Here is a 16,446-nt window from a genome sequence, read left to right as displayed (position 1 = left end):
GTCTTGGTCCGCATCCGCATCATGAAGCTGTCGAAGCTGAGCTCCGCAACCTGGAACCAGGGCAGTGCCTCCGCGCGATATGCGGACAGGCTCGCATACATCTTGCCGAAATGCGGGTTGGTCTTGGACAGTTCGGCATAGGTCTCGTTGGCGGCCGCGTAGCAGGCTTCGAGAACCTCCTGCGGAAATGCCTTCAACGTCGCGCCCGCCACCAGGAGCCGCTTCAGGGCCGGCGCGTTCAACGCGTCGTACTTGCCGGTGATCCACGTGAAGGTATCGCGCGAAGCCGCATCGACCGCCGCCTGATAGTGCTTCGGCAGCGTATTCCACTTGTCGAGGTTGATGATGTTGTGGCCCTGGCTCGTGCCTTCCCACCAGCCGGGATAGTAGTAGTACTTCGCGACCTTGACGAAGCCGAGCTTCTCGTCGTCGTAGGGACCAACCCATTCGGCGGCGTCGATCGTGCCCTTTTCGAGCGCCGGATAGATGTCGCCGCCGGCAATCTGCTGCGGCACCGCTCCGAGCTTGGCCATGATCGTGCCGGCAAATCCGCCGATGCGGAATTTCAGGCCCTTGATGTCGTCGAGCGTCTTGATCTCCTTCCGGAACCAGCCGCCCATCTGGGCGCCGGTGGATCCGGTCGGGATGCCGTAGACGTTGTGTTCCTTCAACAGATCGTTGACGAGCTCCTGCCCGCCGCCCCACAACAGCCACGAGATCTGCTGGCGCGTGTTCAATCCGAACGGGAGCGCGGTGGCGAAGGTGAAAGCGGGATTCTTGCCCCAGTAGTAATAGAGCGCGGTGTTGCCCATCTCGACGGTACCGTTCGAGACCGCATCCAGCACCTGCAAGCCCGGGACGATCTCGCCGGCGGCGAAGGGCTGGATCTGGAATTTGTTGTCGGTGATCTCGGCGACCTTCTTGGTGAAATATTCACAGCCGCCATAGAGCGTGTCGAGCGACTTCGGCCAGCTGGTGGCGTACCGCCATCTCACCTCGGGCGACGACTGCGCAATCGCGGGCGCAGCCACGGCTGTGCTCGCGGCCAGGCCGACGCCTGTGACCTTCAGGAATTCACGACGTTTCATGCGTACCCTCCGTAGTGTCGATGCTTCGACCCGGGAACGATCTTGCTGTCGTCTTGTCTTCGCCGAGGCTCGACGTTGTTTTGTTTGAGGCTTGTTGGCGTTTCCGAATGGCCCTGATGGGCTCTTTTGTTGGAATTCCGATCATTGCGGTTCCGTCGGCAAGGATGACCGGACGTCTTGCGATAATCAAGCCTCATGCATTCCTCGCAGTTGCGAACGCAGGCCAGACGCAAGTCGCGCCCTGCGGCGATCTGCTAGTGGATTGGGCAATCAAAAGGGGAGGCTCGCGCATGACGGGCAAGAAGGTCGTGGTCGCCGGGGCGACGGGTCTCGTCGGCAACGCCGCGTTGCGGCACTTCGGCACATCGGAGCCTTCGGAGGTTGTGGCGCTGTCACGGCGCAAGCCGCGCGATATTTACGGCGCCCGCCACGTCTCCGTAGATCTGACCAGCGAAGCCGATTGCCGCCGTGCCGCGGCCGAGCTCGAGGGCGCGACCCACCTGGTCTACGCCGCGCTCTACGAGGCGCCGCAGCTCGTCGACGGCTGGCGCGATCCGCAGCAGATCCGGACCAACGATCTGATGTTGCGCAATCTGATGGGCGCGCTCGAGCTTGTGGCGCCGAACCTTCGGCATGTCGCCCTGCTGCAAGGCACCAAGGCCTATGGCGTTCACGTCCGTCCCCTGACGGTGCCGGCACGCGAGGGCCGCTCCGAAATGTACGAGCAGCCCAATTTCTACTGGGCGCAGGAAAACTTCCTGCGCGGGCTGCAACGCGGCAAGGCCTGGCACTGGAGCATCTTGCGTCCCGTGCTGATCGTCGGTCTCGCCATGGGCGGCGCCATGGACCTGATCCCGCCGCTCGGCGTCTACGCCGCGATGCTGCGCGAGCAAGGCAGGCCGCTCGATTTCCCCGGCGGCGCTCCGCGGGTGGCGCAGGCCGTCGACGTCGATCTGCTCGCCCGCGCGATCGCCTGGTCGGGCGAAGCCGAGACCGCGCGGAACGAAGCCTTCAACGTCACCAATGGCGATGTCTTCACCTGGGAAAACATCTGGCCCGCGGTGGCCGACGCGCTGGAGATGAAGCCCGGCAAGCCGGTCCCGCTCTCGCTCGCCAGGGAATTCCCGAACTGGATCGGGCCGTGGGAGGCACTGCGGCGCAAGCACAACCTGGTGTCGCCGGGCCTTGCCGAGTTCGTCGGCCTGTCGTTCCAATACGCCGATTACAGCCTGCGCTACGGCCAGACTGAATCCGGTCCGCCTTCGATCGTCTCGACCGTGAAGATCAACCGCGCTGGCTTCACCGAGATGATGGACACCGAGGACATGTTCCGGAAGTGGTTCAGGCAGGCGAAGGAGGAACGGCTGCTGCCTTGAAGCTCTCACATTTAGGTCGTTTGCCTGTACCAACCCGCAATGACGCGCACATCGTCGTCAGGATGATGTAAGTAGGAGCGTCTCTTGTTGCGGTGCAAAATCGGTTGGCGCCGATGGGCAGACGATGCTCGAAGAGCCCGCGCGACCCAAATTGAAAACTTCAAACGCCCGGGGCATCTTCATCCCATGATATCGATCTTGATTCTCGTGGGTGTCATCGCCGCCGTTGCGATGACCGAACGAAGCGTCGAACATCTGCCGCTTGCGGTCGCAGCTCTTCTCTTCAACGCCGCTCTGCTGCTGATATTCCTTGCCGATGCAGAGAGAGCAATCCTGCTGTCTGGTCTGCTGGCAGTCGCAATCGCCGGCATATCAATCGTCAAGTTCAATCACAGCGCGCTGAAGTTGACCGTTTCCGATCTGCCTCTGGCGTTTGCGGGCACGGTCCCATTCTTCGTGCTGCAATACCCACGCATGATGCTGGGTGTTCTTGCGGGGGGCGTGCTGTTCGCCGCCGCTTCGATCGCGGTTCTGCTCCATGCGGCTGGATCTCCCGTTTCCATCGCCTTCCGAATTCCTCTGTTCTGTCTGGCGCTCATCGGCTTTGCAAAGGCTTCCACGTCAAAGGAGGCCGCCTCCTTGCGCCTTACCCTGACGCAAGGGCGGTGCTTCTACGCCACCTTCATGGCCTCGCTGGGTGACCCCTCTTCCTGGCGACAGTTCGGCGCGTTGGCGCTGAGCGATATCGCAATCGAACCGCTGCCCCTGAGAGAGGCCACCCCTTCGCGTTCCGCTTGTTCTCCAGACATCATCGTCATCCAGCACGAGTCCGTCTTCGACCCGCGCATTTTCGGATTGCCGGTCGAGCCGGTCGTCGAAGCTTTCCTGTCTCCGCCGGATGGGGAATTCGGCCGCCTGAACGTCGACATCTTTGGCGGAGGCTCGTGGCAATCGGAATTCAGCCTGCTGACCGGTCTTTCAAGTGCCAGCTTCGGTTCAAGCGCCTACTACCTCTTCGAGAAGGGTGCCGGCCGCTTTCACAGCAGCTTGCCACGTTCGTTGACGTCGCTCGGCTACAAGACGACACTCATATCCAGCTGTCGCCGCGGATTTCTCAGTTACGACAAATTCTACGGTTCGATCGGCATCGACGAGCGCATCTTTGTCGAAGACCTTCCGCCACCATTCGATGTCCGACAATTCGAGGCAACGAATTCCGATGCGATCTTTCTGGATGCGGTCATCGATGCGCATACCAGGGCGATCGCCAACGATCCGACACCGAGATTTCTGTATGTGCTGACCAACTTCAATCATGGTCCGCACAGCCGGCAGCTCGTGCCGCCAGGTCAATTCGAGAGCGAGCGCGCCTTTGCCGCGGCCAGCTTCCCCGATGCCGGATACGCCGAGTACTACACGCGATTGGCAGAGACCGCGTCCACCTGGAAAAATCTCAAAGACAAGCTGGCGAGCAGCACCCCGGGGCGGCCTGTTCTCATCGTGCACTACGGAGACCATCAGCCGGTGCTGACGAAACAGATCGACCGACACCTGAAACCGCCGGGAGATGGCAGGTCTCGGTTTCGTACATTTTATGCGATAGAGGCCCTCAACATCCCTGATTTCACCGCGGGACCGGGCGCCGACCTCGATATCGCCTTTCTCGGCACTGTCGCTCTGCAACGGGCGGGCATTGCCCTCGACCCGATATTTGCCACGCGCGCGAGCTTGCTCGATGATTGTGGAGAAGCCTATTTCGCGTCAGCGTCCGAACGAAAGCGTCGTTTCCATCGCACGCTCGTGGACCTGGGCTTGATAGATCTGATGCCCAACGCGAAGCAAGCTCGCTAGCTCGGCGCGCTCCGCCGCGACACGGCTTCATGTGCAATGTGAATGGCGCTCTGTCGCTAAGACTTCGGAGCGGTGGCGCATTTCGCCCGCTCGGCCTTCAGCAACGCCCGCATTTTGGCAAAGTAAGTGTCGTCGAGAGCCGCCGGCAGATCGGCGCAGATGTACGGCAGATGAAACCTGACGTCTTCCTCGAAGCTGCGGCGCCACTCCGGTTCATCGTAGACGCCGAGAATCTCATCATAGGCGAACAGCATGTGAGCGACGAAGTTTTTGTAGCGCACCCATTCATCCGGATCGGCCCGCAACTTCTGCAGATTCGGCTCGACCAGGTTGGGATACCGCAGCAGGGACTCGCTGTAGGACATGTAAACCTGCCGGGCGGTCGCGATCCGCGCGGTCATTCGAATGCTCCAGACCTGATAGGCGACGAAGACGAGGGCAACGGCTGCCACCACTGCCGAGGCGATCTGTGCCGAATTGCCGTGCCTGCTGGCGAACGAAGGTTTGGGCGGTTCCATGAGTGCTCTGTCCGAAGTCGTGGGAACGATCTGGTCGACCGCACGCTAGGCCAGCATCGGTCGATAAAGTGTTGCCATGACCGGAAATCCGATCAGTCCGCGACTGCTCGCACAGATGTAAGGCAGGTGCAACCTGACGTCTTCCTCCATGCTGCGGTGCCACTCCACCTCATCGTAGACGCCAGGAATCTCGTCATGTGGCTCGAGGCCTCAGGGGGAAGGAATTGGGATACCCGCGTCTTTGTAGAAGCGCAGGGCGCCGGGATGAAATGGCACAACCCGATTGTAAGGAGCATTTTTGGCGAGCGTCCCGTCCGCTCCGGAATAAATCTGCGATTGCGGATCCGAAGCAGTCAGGACCACCTTGGTGATGGCGTAAGCCATGTCGTCGGGCAAATCCTTGTTGGCCACGACAAAATTCCATCCCGAGACGCTTCTAATCTCTGTCGTCTGACCTTTGTAGCTCCCGCTCGGAACGGTGGCGGGCGAAAGCTGCGGCAGGACGCCAATCAAGCCGGCAACTTCCGTCTCCGTCAGCACGAACACCACCGCATCGGCCTTGTCGGCTATGGTTGCCATGGGAAGGATCGGCACCCGTGCACCCTGCCAAAGCGCATCGATCTTGCCGTCGATGACTTGTTGTGCCTGATCTGCAGGATCGCCTGTCACGATGATGGGTTTGATTTTGGCGATCTCGGCCGCTGCGCGGAAAAACACCTCCGGCGGCCCCTTCGCCGGGCCGACGCCAACCGTCTTGCCGTCGAGATCCGATAGTGAAGAGATTCCACGCTGGCGAAGTGCCGCGATCTGAAACGATGTCTCGTACATCGGAAACAAAGCGCGCACGTTCCTGTGCTCATGGCCTGCCGCCCAACCTGATCCCTTCACGGCGTCATAAGCCGATCCCATGAACACGGTCCCCAGAGTGGTGGGTGATTCATCGACGGCTGTGAGATTCTCGTTCGAGCCCGAGCTGCGCTTGACCTCGATCTTGATGTCTTTGGAGATCAAGAACCTGGAGAGGCCTTCGGCATAGGGCGTAAACGTGCTGCCATTGCCGGCGGCCTTGAGTGTCAATGGTGCGTCTTGCGCAATGGAAGAGGTCGCCCCAACAGCAATCGCACAAAGCAGCGAAAGCGCCCTTATCGACCTCAACACCATGCGTGCATCCCTTGCAAAGAACTGCGCTCGATCCGTCCTTGCCGGAAGCAAATCACAGCGACGGCGCTATCCTATCCAATCCCTTTTGCTTCTTACAGCTGTTGTCTTTCTGCAGCCCGTGCAAACAGGGTGATGAATATTCGGGCACGTTCGCTTCCGAGCCCAGGCCGGCCAGCAGTCCGATCTCTGGCTCAAGCGCCGCAAGGTCGGGTTTCTGGCCGGCAGCAGAGCGGCGGCGCTCGCCTGATTGAGGCGGCCACGCCTAGCCTTCCTTCGCGAACGCCGCCTCCATCGCCTTCCTCGTCCTGATCGTCTCGTTGTTCGCGTCGAACTCCACATCGCTCCAGCGCACGATCTCGCCATGGGCGACGTCGTGCTTCAGCTTGAGGCGATGCGCGAGGCCAATCGGCAGCGCGCCCGCCCTCAGGCTTGCGGCCGCCGGCACCAGCTTGCCCCACACCGTGTAGCCGCCTTCGCCGTCGAGCATCTCGCCGGCGCGCAAATGGCGCTTGGCTACCGAAGCGACGTCGCCGCGGAAGCCGTAGGGCTGGCCGGTCGGCTCGCCGCGCAGTGCCGCCGACAGGATCGAGACGTTCAGCTCCAGCCCGATCAGGTGATAGGGCTTGTACATCGCGGCAAAGCGCCCGCTGCCGTCGGTCTTCAGACCATACTGCCTGAAGCAATCGGCGGCGTAGTCGTTCGGTGCCTCCAGCACGACATAGACGCCCCAGCGCAGATCGCGGAACACCGGCCTTCCGTCGCGTTCGAGTGACGACACCACCTCCACCACGCCGGACCGCTCCAGCACGCCGCCGCGCGAGCGCGGCCGCATGATGTGCGGCAGATCGTCGACGCCGCAGGGCGGAAACAACAATCCTTCCGAGGGGACGTCGAGCCCGCAGGCGTTAGCGATCGCGGCCATCTCGATCGCCGATTTGGTGCCGTCGAGGAAGGAATTGAACATCTGCGGATTCATCCCGGCTGACTGCGCTTCGCCGGCGGTGAGGCCGTAATGCTGCCAGACGCCATCCGGCGTCACGTCGTGATAGGCCGGCAGATACTTCGTGCCCTTGCCGGCGGCGACCACGCGAAAACCGGTGGCGCGGGCCCAGTCGACCATCTCCGCCGTCAGCGCCGGTTGATCGCCATAGGCAAGCGAATAGACCACGCCCGCCTCGCGCGCTTCCTCCGCGAGCAGCGGGCCCGCCAGCACGTCGGCCTCGACATTGACCATCACGACATGCTTGCCCGCCGCGATTGCCGCGCGGGCGTGCCTGATGCCGACCGCGGGGTTGCCGGTCGCTTCCACCACGACATCCATCGCCCCGCCGGCAATGGCGTGTGCGCCGTCATCGGTGAAGGTTGTCGCCGCGATCCGCTCCGCGTCCCAGCCCACGGTGCGGCAGGCCTCGCGCGCACGGTCGCGGTCGAGGTCGACAATGACAGGCACCTCCAGCCCGGGCGTATGCGGCACCTGCGCCAGAAACATCGAGCCGAATTTGCCGGCGCCGATCAGGGCAACGCGGACAGGCTTGCCGGCGGCAGCGCGGGCCTGGAGGAGGCGGAAGAGGTTCATGAGGGATGTTCCGAGCGTGCAGTGGATGTTGGGTAACGCGAACTATAACGTTCGTCATTCCGGGGCGCGCGAAGCGCGAGCCCGGAATCCATTCATCCACAGTCTCTGCGGCTCAATGGATTCCGGGCTCGACGCTACGCGTCGCCCCGGAATGACAGCTTACTCCGCCGCCTGCCGCGGCGCCCGTGCCAGCCGCACCAGCGCGTCGTCATCCACCGTCTTGATCGGTGCGAAATCGCGGTGCGCGATGTATTCCGGCCGTGTCGGCGTGCGGATGTAGTTCGAGACCGCGTTCAGCGTCAGGTACACGATCTTGCGCGGGTAGGGCGTGATGTTGCCGGCCGAGCCGTGCACCAGATTGCCGTGGAACATCAGCATACCGCCGGGCTTGCCGGTCGGCGCGACGATGCCGCCCTGCTTGACCAGCCGCGTCACGGTCTCCTCGTCCAGCGTCCACAGTGGGTAGGAGGTGGTGGCGAGGTCATGCGAGGCCTTGAGGTCGCCGGCGTTCTGGCTCTGCGGTACCAGCATCAGCGGGCCGTTGATCGGCATCACCTCGTCGAGGAAGATCGCAATGTTCATCGCTCGCGGCTCCGGCATGCCGTCGTCGCGCTTCCAGGTGCCGTAATCCTGGTGCCATTGCCAGACGTCGCCGGTGAAGGCCGATTTCGCGTTGATCTTGAACTGGTGCATGTAAACAGGCTCGCCGAACAGCTGCTCGACCGGCTCGATCATGCGCGGATGCGCGCCCAGAATGCCGAAGGCCTCGTTGTAGAGGTGCGCGGCGAACGCCGTGCGCGGCGCGCCGCTCTTCTCGCGCCAGACCTCCGGCCGGTTGGCGTCGTAGATGCCGATCGCCTCGCGTGCGAGCAGATCGACCTCCTCCTGGCTGAACAGCTCGGGCAGGAACAGCCAGCCCTCGCGGTGGAAGAACTCAAGTTGCTCCTGAGATAGTTTCATGGGTCGTCCTCCTTGGTTTTGTTTATTTTGTCATTCCGGGGCGCGACGTAGTCGCGAGCCCGGAATCCATTTCTCTACAGTCTCTGCGGGCCAATGGATTCCGGGCTCGACGCTGCGCGTCGCCCCGGAATGACAGCTACGCCGCTTCGTCCGTCGCCCTCAATCTCTCCTCGGTCATCCGTCCCGCCGTCTGCGCATGCGCCAGCGCCGCGCGTTCGGCCGCCTTGGCATCGCCGCTGAGAATGTGTCCGGCAATCGTCGCATGCTCCGCCCAGGCGCTGCCGCGATAGTCGAGTTCCGACAGCACCGTCGCCATCGAGCGGCGCATATGCGGCCATTGCGGCGATATCGTCTCCTCGATCACGGGATTGCCGGCGAGCTGGTAGATCGCGCGGTGAAAATCGACATCGAGCGTGATGAGCTCGCCGAGCGAGGTGTTGCGGTCGATGCCGCGCCCGGCGGCGAGCGCCGCGTCCAGCCGCGCGCGTCCCGCCGCGTCGCTGACCGCGCGCTGAGCGGCGAGCCGTGCCGCCAGCGCGTCGATCGCGCCGCGCACCTCGTAGAGCTGGCGGATGCGCGAGGGATCGAGCTGGGTGACTTCAAAGCCGCGCCTTCCACTCTCGGCGACGAGCCCCTGCCGGTGCAGCAGATGCAGCGCGTGCGACACCGGCTGGCGCGACACGCCGAGCTTGTCGGCGAGCTCGTTCTGCCGGATGCGCTGGCCGGGTTGCAATGTGCGGTCTGAGATCGCCTCCAGGATCCGGGCATAGACTTGGTCGATCAAATTCGGGAGCGGGTCGAGAGGGATCACGCCAACAACTCCGAAGGCCAAGAGGGAATACGGAATTCCGTATTCGAAGGTATCGCAGGAGGGGGAGGCGGTCAAGACGGCCTGCGAGGCCTTCCGCTAAGCCATTGATATGGCTAGCTCCGTCTACTGTGCATGGGGTTGTTTTTGCCCGAATTGTATCGTGGGCCGTTACTCCGCCAGAAACGCGTCCACCACCGCGCCGAACTCCAGCGGCGCCTGCTCGAACATCCAGTGCCCGGCATTCTCGATCACTGCCGTCCTGGCGCCGGCGATGTGCCCGGCCAGCACGCGCCACATCACTGACAAGCCGCCGGTGGTCGCGCCGCCGCCGATCAGCAGCGTCGGCGTCCTGATCGCCTGCGCATCGGCGAGCGTGTAAGGCCTGCGCTGCTCGTTGATCTGGCCGAGGAAGGTCAGCGCATTGTCGCGCAATTGCTGTTTGGCGGCCGCCGGCACCCGCCGCCACGAGCCGTCGCCTTCGATGCCCTCGTAGAAATTCTGCAGCGCGCCCTCGAGGTCGCCGGCGCGGATCATCTCGACCGAGCGCGCCGTGCGCGCGGCCAGCGGCGGATGCGCGGGCGTGCCCTCCGGCACCGGCAGGCTGGCGTCGAGATCGCCGCCCGGCTCGGCCAGCACCAGCTTGCGCAGCAGATCCGGCCGCGCCTGCGCCACCCGAAACGCGATGTGCCCGCCGCGCGAATGGCCCATCAGATCGACCGGTCCGGGCGTGACCTGCTCGATGAAGGCGATCGTGTCAGCGACGTGCTGCGCCATCTTGTAGTCGTCGCCGACGGTGTCCCAATGCTCGGGAAAGAAATGCCGCAGGCTGACCGAGATCACGCGATGGCTCTTCGACAGCGGGCCGAGCACCGAATACCAGGTGCGGAAATCCCCCAGCGTGCCGTGCACGCAGATCAGCGGATGACCCTCGCCGACTTCGAGATAGGCCATGTCGTAACCGTTGACGCGAAAGCTCTGCATGATCAGCTCGCCAGGAAATCGAGGACGACTTCGGAGTATTTCTGCGGCGCCTGCTCGAACATCGGATGCGTCGCGTTCGGAATGATCGCCGTCTTCGAATAGGGCACATGCGCCGCCAGCGCATGCAGCACCTTCGGCAGCAGGCCCTTGGTCCGCGCACCCAGAATGAACAGCGTCGGCATCCTGATGGATTCCGCATCCGCCTTCGAGAAGGGCGGGCGGTTGTCGCGGACCTGGCCGATCAGCGTGTATGCGTTATCGCGCAGGTTCTGCTTCACCATCGCCGGCAGCCGCGGCCAGGTGCCGGGCCCTTCCAGCGTGTCGACGAACACGGCAAGGCCGCCATCGACGTCGCCGGCCGCGATCTTCTCGGCCGAGGCCGTGAACCGCGCCAGCAGCGGCGAATGGCCGCCGACGTAATCCGGATCGAGGCTCGCATCGAGCTCGCCGCCGGGCTCGGCCAGCACCAGCCGCCGCAACAGGTCGGGCCGCGCCTGCGCCGCGCGGAAGCAGATGTGTCCGCCGCGGGAATGGCCCATCAGGTCGACCGGCCCGAGGTCGAGCTTCTCGATGAAGGCGATGACGTCCTGGACATGCTGCGCGATCGAATAGGTGTCGCCAACACCGTCCCAGCGTGCGGGGAAGAAGTGCCGCAGGCTGACGACGATCATCCGGTGCCGCTGCGTCAGCGGCCCGAGCACGCAGCCCCAGACCCGGAAGTCGTTGAGCGAACCATGCACGCAGACCAGCGGTGCCCGGCCGCGGTCTTCGCCCACGTCGAGATAGGGCATGTCGTATCCGTTGACGTGGAGGCTTTGCATTCGGGCTCGCGGGGCTGGGGCGGAACTCCTGTGCAAGATCCCCGGAAACCGGGTGGATCGCAACTATTTCCAAGCCTAGATTTAGGCCGAGATCACAATGGGGGCATGCGGCAAGGACGCATCCAGGAACCAGGCCATGACCAACCAGCATTTTGCCCTGTTCGACACCAGGATCGGCCTCTGCGCCATCGCCTGGGGTCCGCGCGGCATCAACGGCACGCAGCTGCCGATGGGTGGTGAGGAGAAGATCCGCACCCGCATCAGCCAGCGCCATGCCGACGCCACCGAGGCCGAGCCGACCGCTGAGGTGCAAGAAGCGATTGACCGCATCGTCAAGCTGCTTGCCGGCGAGCCGGACGACCTCACCGACATCCCGCTCGATCTCGACGGCGTGCCCGACTTCAACCGCGGCGTCTACGAGATCGCCCGCGCCATCCCGCCCGGCAAGACCATCACCTATGGCGATATCGCCAAGCGCCTCGGCGGCGTCCAGCTGTCGCGCGATGTCGGCCAGGCGCTCGGGCACAACCCGTGTCCGATCGTCGTGCCCTGCCATCGCGTGCTGGCGGCCGGCAACAAGCCCGGCGGCTTCTCGGCCAATGGCGGCGTGGTGACGAAGCTGAAGATGCTCGAGATCGAAGGCGCGCTGGTGAACCACACGCCGAGTTTGTTCGATTGAGGCTTGATCGCTAAATCTTCGCCGCCGCCTTCGGCCAATATTTGTCGCGCAGATGCCGCTTCACCAGCTTGCCCGTGGGTGTTCGCGGCAGCTCGGATTCGAAGTCGATCGAGCGCGGGCACTTGATGGCGGAGAGTCGCGTCCTGCAATAGGCGATCAAGTCGGCCTCGAGCGCCTTGCCGGCGCGCGTCATGTCGTGCGGCTGCACCACCGCCTTCACCTCTTCGCCCATCTCCTCGTTCGGGACGCCAAACACGGCGACGTCGGCGATCTCAGGATGGGTAATCAGCACGTCCTCGGTCTCCTGCGGGTAGATGTTCACCCCGCCGGAAATGATCATGTAGGACTTGCGGTCGGTGAGGAACAGGAAGCCGTCCTTGTCGAGATAGCCGACGTCGCCGAGCGTCGACCAGCCCTTGGCGTTGTAGGCCTTCTTCGTCTTCTCGGGGTCGTTGTGATAGGTGAACGCCGGCGCGTCGGCGAAGTACACCGTGCCGATCTCACCGGTCGGCTGCTCCTCGTCGTTCTCGTCCAGAATCTTGATCTTGCCGACCACGGCGCGGCCGACGCTGCCGCGGTGCTCCAGCCATTGTTGCGAGTTGCAGACGGTGACGCCGTTGCCTTCCGATCCCGCGTAGTACTCGATCAGGATCGGTCCCCACCATTCGATCATCCTGGCCTTCACGTCGACCGGGCAGGGCGCGGCGGCGTGGATCGCGCCTTTCAGCGTCGAGACGTCGTACCTGGTGCGGACCTCGTCCGGCAGTTTCAGCATGCGCACGAACATGGTCGGCACCAGCTGCGACTGCGTGACCTTGTATTTCTCGACCAGCCTCAGGAACTCTTCGGCGTCAAAATGCTCCATGATGATGGAGGTGCCGCCGAGCACGACGGCCATCATGTTGAAGCGCAGCGGAGCCGCGTGATAGAGCGGCGCCGGCGACAGATAGGTGCTCTCCGCATTCATGCCGCACATGTCGGCGCAAAGCACGCGCAGGAATGCGTTGGGCACGTCGATCGCGTTGCCTTCGAACGCCTTCTTGATGCCCTTGGGGCGGCCGGTCGTACCCGACGAATACAGCATGTCGTAGCCGGCGACCTCGTCCGCGATCGGCGTCACCGGCTGCGCGGCCGCTTCCTTGTCGTAGGAGCGGAAGCCCGGCAGCGGCTCGTCGACCATGTAGAAGATCGGCTCGCCGGGCGTGCCCTTGATCAGGGCCTTGATCTGGTCGGCGCATTTCGGCGTGGTGATGACGACCTTGGCGCCGCAATCGGCGATGATGTAGTCGATCTCGTCCTGCTTCAGATAGCGGCTGATCGCGGTGTAATAGAGCCCACTGCGCTGGGCCGCCCAGCAGATTTCCATGAAGGCGAGGCGGTTTTCCATCAGCAGCGCGATGTGGTCGCCGGCCTTCAGGCCGAGCGAACGGAACAGGTTCGCGCCCTGGTTCGAGAGCTCGTCGAGCTCGCGATAGGTGATCGCCTTGCCGGTCCCGGCCATCTGGTAGGCGATCTTGTCGGGTGTGGTGCGGGCGTAGATGGAGGGGTGGGTCATCGGGGAGGTCTCGCGGCAAACAAGGTGTCGTCCCCGCGAACGCGGGGACCCATAACCACAGGACGTGGTTGTTGAAACGAGATGGAGCTCCGGCGCAGCATAACCACAAACTTCGCTGGTTATGGGTCCCGGATCGGCGCGCGCTTGAGGCGCGCTTGTCCGGGACGACACCGTTTGCGTGGCAGTCGCTTACAGCCGTTCGACGATCGTCACGTTGGCCATGCCGCCGCCTTCGCACATGGTCTGCAGACCATAGCGCTTGCCGCGCTGATGCAGGGCGTGGACCAGCGTCGTCATCAGCTTGGTTCCGGAGCCGCCGAGGGGATGGCCGAGCGCGATCGCGCCGCCATTGACGTTAAGGCGCTCCGGGTCGGCGCCGGTGGTCTTTAGCCACGCGGTCGGCACCGAGGCAAAGGCCTCGTTGACCTCGAACAGGTCGATGTCGCCGATCTTCATGCCGGCCTTCTCCAACGCCTTCTTCGTGGCGTGCAGCGGCGCATCGAGCATGATGACGGGATCGCCACCGGTCATGGTCATGTGATGGATGCGCGCGATCGGCTTCACGCCGAGCTGCTTCAGGCCGCGCTCGTTCACCACCATGACGCCGGAGGCGCCGTCGCAGATCTGGCTGGCGCTGGCCGCGGACAGCTTGCCGTTCTCGGCGATCAGCTTGACGCCCTTGATGCCGTCGAGCGTGGCGTCGAAGCGGATGCCCTCGTCGATGTGATGGGTGTCCTTGGAGCCGTCGGCGCGGGTGATCTCGAGCGGCACGATCTCCTTCTTGAAGTGACCGGCCTGCGTTGCCGCGATCGCGCGCTGATGGCTGTTGTAGGAGTATTCGTCGAGGTCATCCTTCGAGAGGCCGTACTTCTCGGCCATCATCTCGGCGCCGGTGAACTGGCTGAACACGATGTTCGGATAGCGGTGCTCGATGCCCGGGCTCTTGTAATTGCCAAAGCCGTTCTTGGCCGGGAGCTGCGACGACAGGCCCATCGGCACGCGCGTCATCGATTCCACGCCGGCCGCGATCACCACGTCCATCGCGCCCGACATCACCGCCTGCGCCGCGAAGTGCAGCGCCTGCTGCGACGAACCGCACTGGCGGTCGATCGAGGTGCCAGGAACGCTCTCCGGCAGCTTCGAGGCCATGATGGCGTTGCGGGCGACGTTGTTGGACTGCTCGCCGACCTGCATGACGCAGCCCATGATCACGTCCTCGACGAGGGCGGGATCGACCTTGGTGCGGTCGACCAGCTCGTCCAGCACCTTGGCGGCCAGATCGGCCGGATGCCAGCCGGCGAGGCGGCCCCCCTTGCGCCCGCCGGCGGTACGCGCAGCGGCGACGATGTATGCCTCGGCCATTTCGGTCTCTCCCTGAATTTGTTCCGTATCGGGTTGGGTTGTCGGGGCGGATTTAAGGGGCGGGATATCGATTAGTCAATCGATCAATTAACTCTTGTGATGAGGCGCTGCTTCGGCTTATCTGCGCCCCGCTCCAGGCGGCGAGAACAGGGATCTCCGTGACTATCAGCGTACCGAACAGGCTCCCCAGCGCAAAGAATTCCACGGCAGAGAAATTGCTCGTGGCCGCGAGCGAGCTGATGATCGAACGCTCCTCGATCGAGATTTCGCTCTCCGACATCGCCCAGAAATCCGGCGCCAACGCCGCGCTGGTCAAATATCATTTCGGCAACAAGGACGGCCTGCTGCTGGCGCTGCTCGAGCGCGACGCGGGGACCGAGCTGTCCAATCTCGAATATCTGCTGGCCCAGCCGATCACGCCGACCGCGAAGCTGAAGCTGCATATCGGCGGAATCATCCGCGCCTACTATCGGTTCCCGTACATGAACCGGCTGATCCACTATCTCCTGCATGAAACAGACGCAGGCTCCGCCGACGAAGTCTCGAAGTTCTTCGTCGCGCCGCTGCTCGACTTTCATCGCCGCCTGCTCGCCGAAGGCGTCAGCCGTGGCGAGTTTCGCGCGACCGATCCGGTGCTGTTCTACACCAGCCTGATCGGCGCCTGCGATCACCTGTTCTTCGGCCGGCACGCGATGTCGCGCGCGACAGGTGTCGGCCCGGTCACCGATGAAGTCTGCCGGCAATATATCAAGCACATGGAAACGCTGATCTGCGGCGGCATCCTCACGCAAGCTGGGGAAGCTGCCGCGGCCGGATAATCCGGCCAGAACGCAGAAGTCTAGAGAAGAAACGCCCAAGGAAAAGGTACAAGCGATGGAATTGAAAGACGTAGCCGTTCTCATCACCGGTGGCGGTTCGGGCCTCGGCGAAGCGACCGCCCGCGCCATGGCGGCCAAAGGCGCCAAGATCGGCGTGATCGACCAGAACAAGGACAACGCCGAGAAGGTCGCCGCCGAGGTGAAGGGCGTCGCGCTCCACGCCGACGTCACCAGCGAGGAGCAGATCAAGGCCGCGATCGCCAAGGCGGAAGCCGCGCATGGCGTCGCCCGCGTGCTGATGAATTGCGCCGGCATCGGCGGCTCGCAGCGCATCGTCGGCCGCGACGGCGTCTATCCCCTGGAAAAGTTCGCGCGCATCATCAACGTCAATCTGATCGGCACCTTCAACTGCCTGCGGCTGTTCGCCGAGCGCCTCGTCACGATCGAGCCGGTCGGTGAAGAGCGCGGCGTCATCATCAACACCGCTTCGGTTGCCGCCTATGAAGGCCAGATCGGCCAGATCGCCTATTCGGCCTCGAAGGGCGGCGTCGTCGGCCTCACGCTGCCGGCCGCGCGCGACCTCGCCAGCCAGAAGATCCGCGTCAACACCATCGCGCCCGGCCTGTTCTTCACGCCGCTGCTGATGGGTCTCAACGAGGAAGCCCGCAAGAGCCTGGGCGCCCAGGTGCCGCATCCCTCGCGCCTCGGCGATGCCAAGGAATACGGCTCGCTCGCCGTGCACATCGTCGAGAATCCGATGCTCAACGGCGAGACCATCCGTCTCGACGGCGCGATCCGTATGGCCCCGCGGTAGAGCGGGCTTCTTACCCTCCCCTGGAGGGAGAGGGTCGATCGCGCGAAGCGCGAGCGGGGAGGGGTGATCTCTCCA

Annotated in this window: 15 protein-coding genes (1 of these 15 running past the window's edge); 5 read left to right on the top strand and 10 right to left on the bottom strand. The window is 63.7% G+C overall.

All coding sequences use genetic code 11. From position 1 onward, the window contains the following. Nucleotides 1-1,088, bottom strand: the 5' portion of a protein-coding gene (locus F8237_RS11255) for a TRAP transporter substrate-binding protein (RefSeq protein WP_151644634.1). 4 nt of this gene lie to the left of the window's left edge; 1,088 of the gene's 1,092 nt are visible here — the first part of the coding sequence; its start codon is at nucleotides 1,086-1,088; the stop codon falls past the left edge of the window. Between the two features lie 290 nt (nucleotides 1,089-1,378). Here F8237_RS11255 and F8237_RS11250 point away from each other — a divergent pair, with 290 nt between their 5' ends. Both F8237_RS11250 and F8237_RS11245 read left to right on the top strand, forming a co-directional pair. Next, a complete protein-coding gene (locus F8237_RS11250) occupies nucleotides 1,379-2,464 on the top strand; it encodes an SDR family oxidoreductase (protein WP_151644632.1) in 1,086 nt (361 codons plus the stop codon). A gap of 186 nt (nucleotides 2,465-2,650) precedes the next feature. After that, nucleotides 2,651-4,315 (top strand): sulfatase-like hydrolase/transferase, encoded by a 1,665-nt coding sequence (locus F8237_RS11245; RefSeq protein ID WP_151644630.1) that lies wholly within the window; start codon nucleotides 2,651-2,653, stop codon nucleotides 4,313-4,315. Between the two features lie 56 nt (nucleotides 4,316-4,371). Here the strand turns inward: F8237_RS11245 and F8237_RS11240 are convergent, their stop codons facing one another. From F8237_RS11240 to F8237_RS11210, 7 genes are all read right to left on the bottom strand, one after another. Next, the gene (locus tag F8237_RS11240) at nucleotides 4,372-4,833 is read right to left on the bottom strand and encodes a hypothetical protein (RefSeq protein ID WP_151644628.1); all 462 of its coding nucleotides are present in this window, start codon (nucleotides 4,831-4,833) and stop codon (nucleotides 4,372-4,374) included. A gap of 210 nt (nucleotides 4,834-5,043) precedes the next feature. Further along, nucleotides 5,044-5,994 carry a TAXI family TRAP transporter solute-binding subunit gene (locus F8237_RS11235; RefSeq protein WP_151644626.1) on the bottom strand — a complete coding sequence of 317 codons (951 nt, stop codon included), beginning with the start codon at nucleotides 5,992-5,994 and terminating at the stop codon, nucleotides 5,044-5,046. A gap of 262 nt (nucleotides 5,995-6,256) precedes the next feature. Next, nucleotides 6,257-7,570, bottom strand: a complete 1,314-nt coding sequence (locus F8237_RS11230) for an NAD(P)H-dependent oxidoreductase (protein ID WP_151644624.1) — start codon at nucleotides 7,568-7,570, stop codon at nucleotides 6,257-6,259. A 159-nt stretch (nucleotides 7,571-7,729) separates the two neighbouring features. Next, a complete protein-coding gene (locus F8237_RS11225) occupies nucleotides 7,730-8,530 on the bottom strand; it encodes a phytanoyl-CoA dioxygenase family protein (protein WP_151644622.1) in 801 nt (266 codons plus the stop codon). A gap of 136 nt (nucleotides 8,531-8,666) precedes the next feature. After that, a complete protein-coding gene (locus tag F8237_RS11220) occupies nucleotides 8,667-9,341 on the bottom strand; it encodes a GntR family transcriptional regulator (RefSeq protein ID WP_151644620.1) in 675 nt (224 codons plus the stop codon). Between the two features lie 168 nt (nucleotides 9,342-9,509). Next, on the bottom strand, nucleotides 9,510-10,322 hold the full coding sequence (locus tag F8237_RS11215) for an alpha/beta fold hydrolase (protein ID WP_151644618.1): 813 nt from the start codon (nucleotides 10,320-10,322) through the stop codon (nucleotides 9,510-9,512). 2 nt (nucleotides 10,323-10,324) lie between these two features. Next, on the bottom strand, nucleotides 10,325-11,143 hold the full coding sequence (locus F8237_RS11210) for an alpha/beta fold hydrolase (protein WP_151644616.1): 819 nt from the start codon (nucleotides 11,141-11,143) through the stop codon (nucleotides 10,325-10,327). 136 nt (nucleotides 11,144-11,279) lie between these two features. Between F8237_RS11210 and F8237_RS11205 the strand changes: the two genes are divergently transcribed. Beyond that, a complete protein-coding gene (locus tag F8237_RS11205; RefSeq protein ID WP_151644614.1) occupies nucleotides 11,280-11,822 on the top strand; it encodes a methylated-DNA--[protein]-cysteine S-methyltransferase in 543 nt (180 codons plus the stop codon). Nucleotides 11,823-11,832: 10 nt separating this feature from the next. On the opposite strand, the gene F8237_RS11200 is transcribed toward F8237_RS11205, so the two are convergent. Together F8237_RS11200 and F8237_RS11195 are read right to left on the bottom strand one after the other, a co-directional pair. Beyond that, on the bottom strand, nucleotides 11,833-13,377 hold the full coding sequence (locus F8237_RS11200; RefSeq protein ID WP_151644612.1) for an acyl-CoA synthetase: 1,545 nt from the start codon (nucleotides 13,375-13,377) through the stop codon (nucleotides 11,833-11,835). A gap of 189 nt (nucleotides 13,378-13,566) precedes the next feature. Next, nucleotides 13,567-14,739, bottom strand: coding sequence for an acetyl-CoA C-acetyltransferase (locus tag F8237_RS11195; RefSeq protein WP_151644610.1), 1,173 nt, complete (start codon nucleotides 14,737-14,739; stop codon nucleotides 13,567-13,569). 158 nt (nucleotides 14,740-14,897) lie between these two features. Between F8237_RS11195 and F8237_RS11190 the strand changes: the two genes are divergently transcribed. Then, a complete protein-coding gene (locus F8237_RS11190; RefSeq protein WP_201280190.1) occupies nucleotides 14,898-15,557 on the top strand; it encodes a TetR family transcriptional regulator in 660 nt (219 codons plus the stop codon). Nucleotides 15,558-15,612: 55 nt separating this feature from the next. Then, the gene (locus F8237_RS11185) at nucleotides 15,613-16,371 is read left to right on the top strand and encodes an SDR family NAD(P)-dependent oxidoreductase (RefSeq protein WP_008135372.1); all 759 of its coding nucleotides are present in this window, start codon (nucleotides 15,613-15,615) and stop codon (nucleotides 16,369-16,371) included. The last annotated feature ends 75 nt before the right edge of the window (nucleotides 16,372-16,446 follow it).

The sequence above is a fragment of the Bradyrhizobium betae genome (assembly GCF_008932115.1).
Classification (GTDB): Bacteria; Pseudomonadota; Alphaproteobacteria; order Rhizobiales; family Xanthobacteraceae; genus Bradyrhizobium; species Bradyrhizobium betae.
Note: the sequence above shows the minus strand (reverse complement) of the source record. Positions and strands in the feature narration are given on the sequence as shown.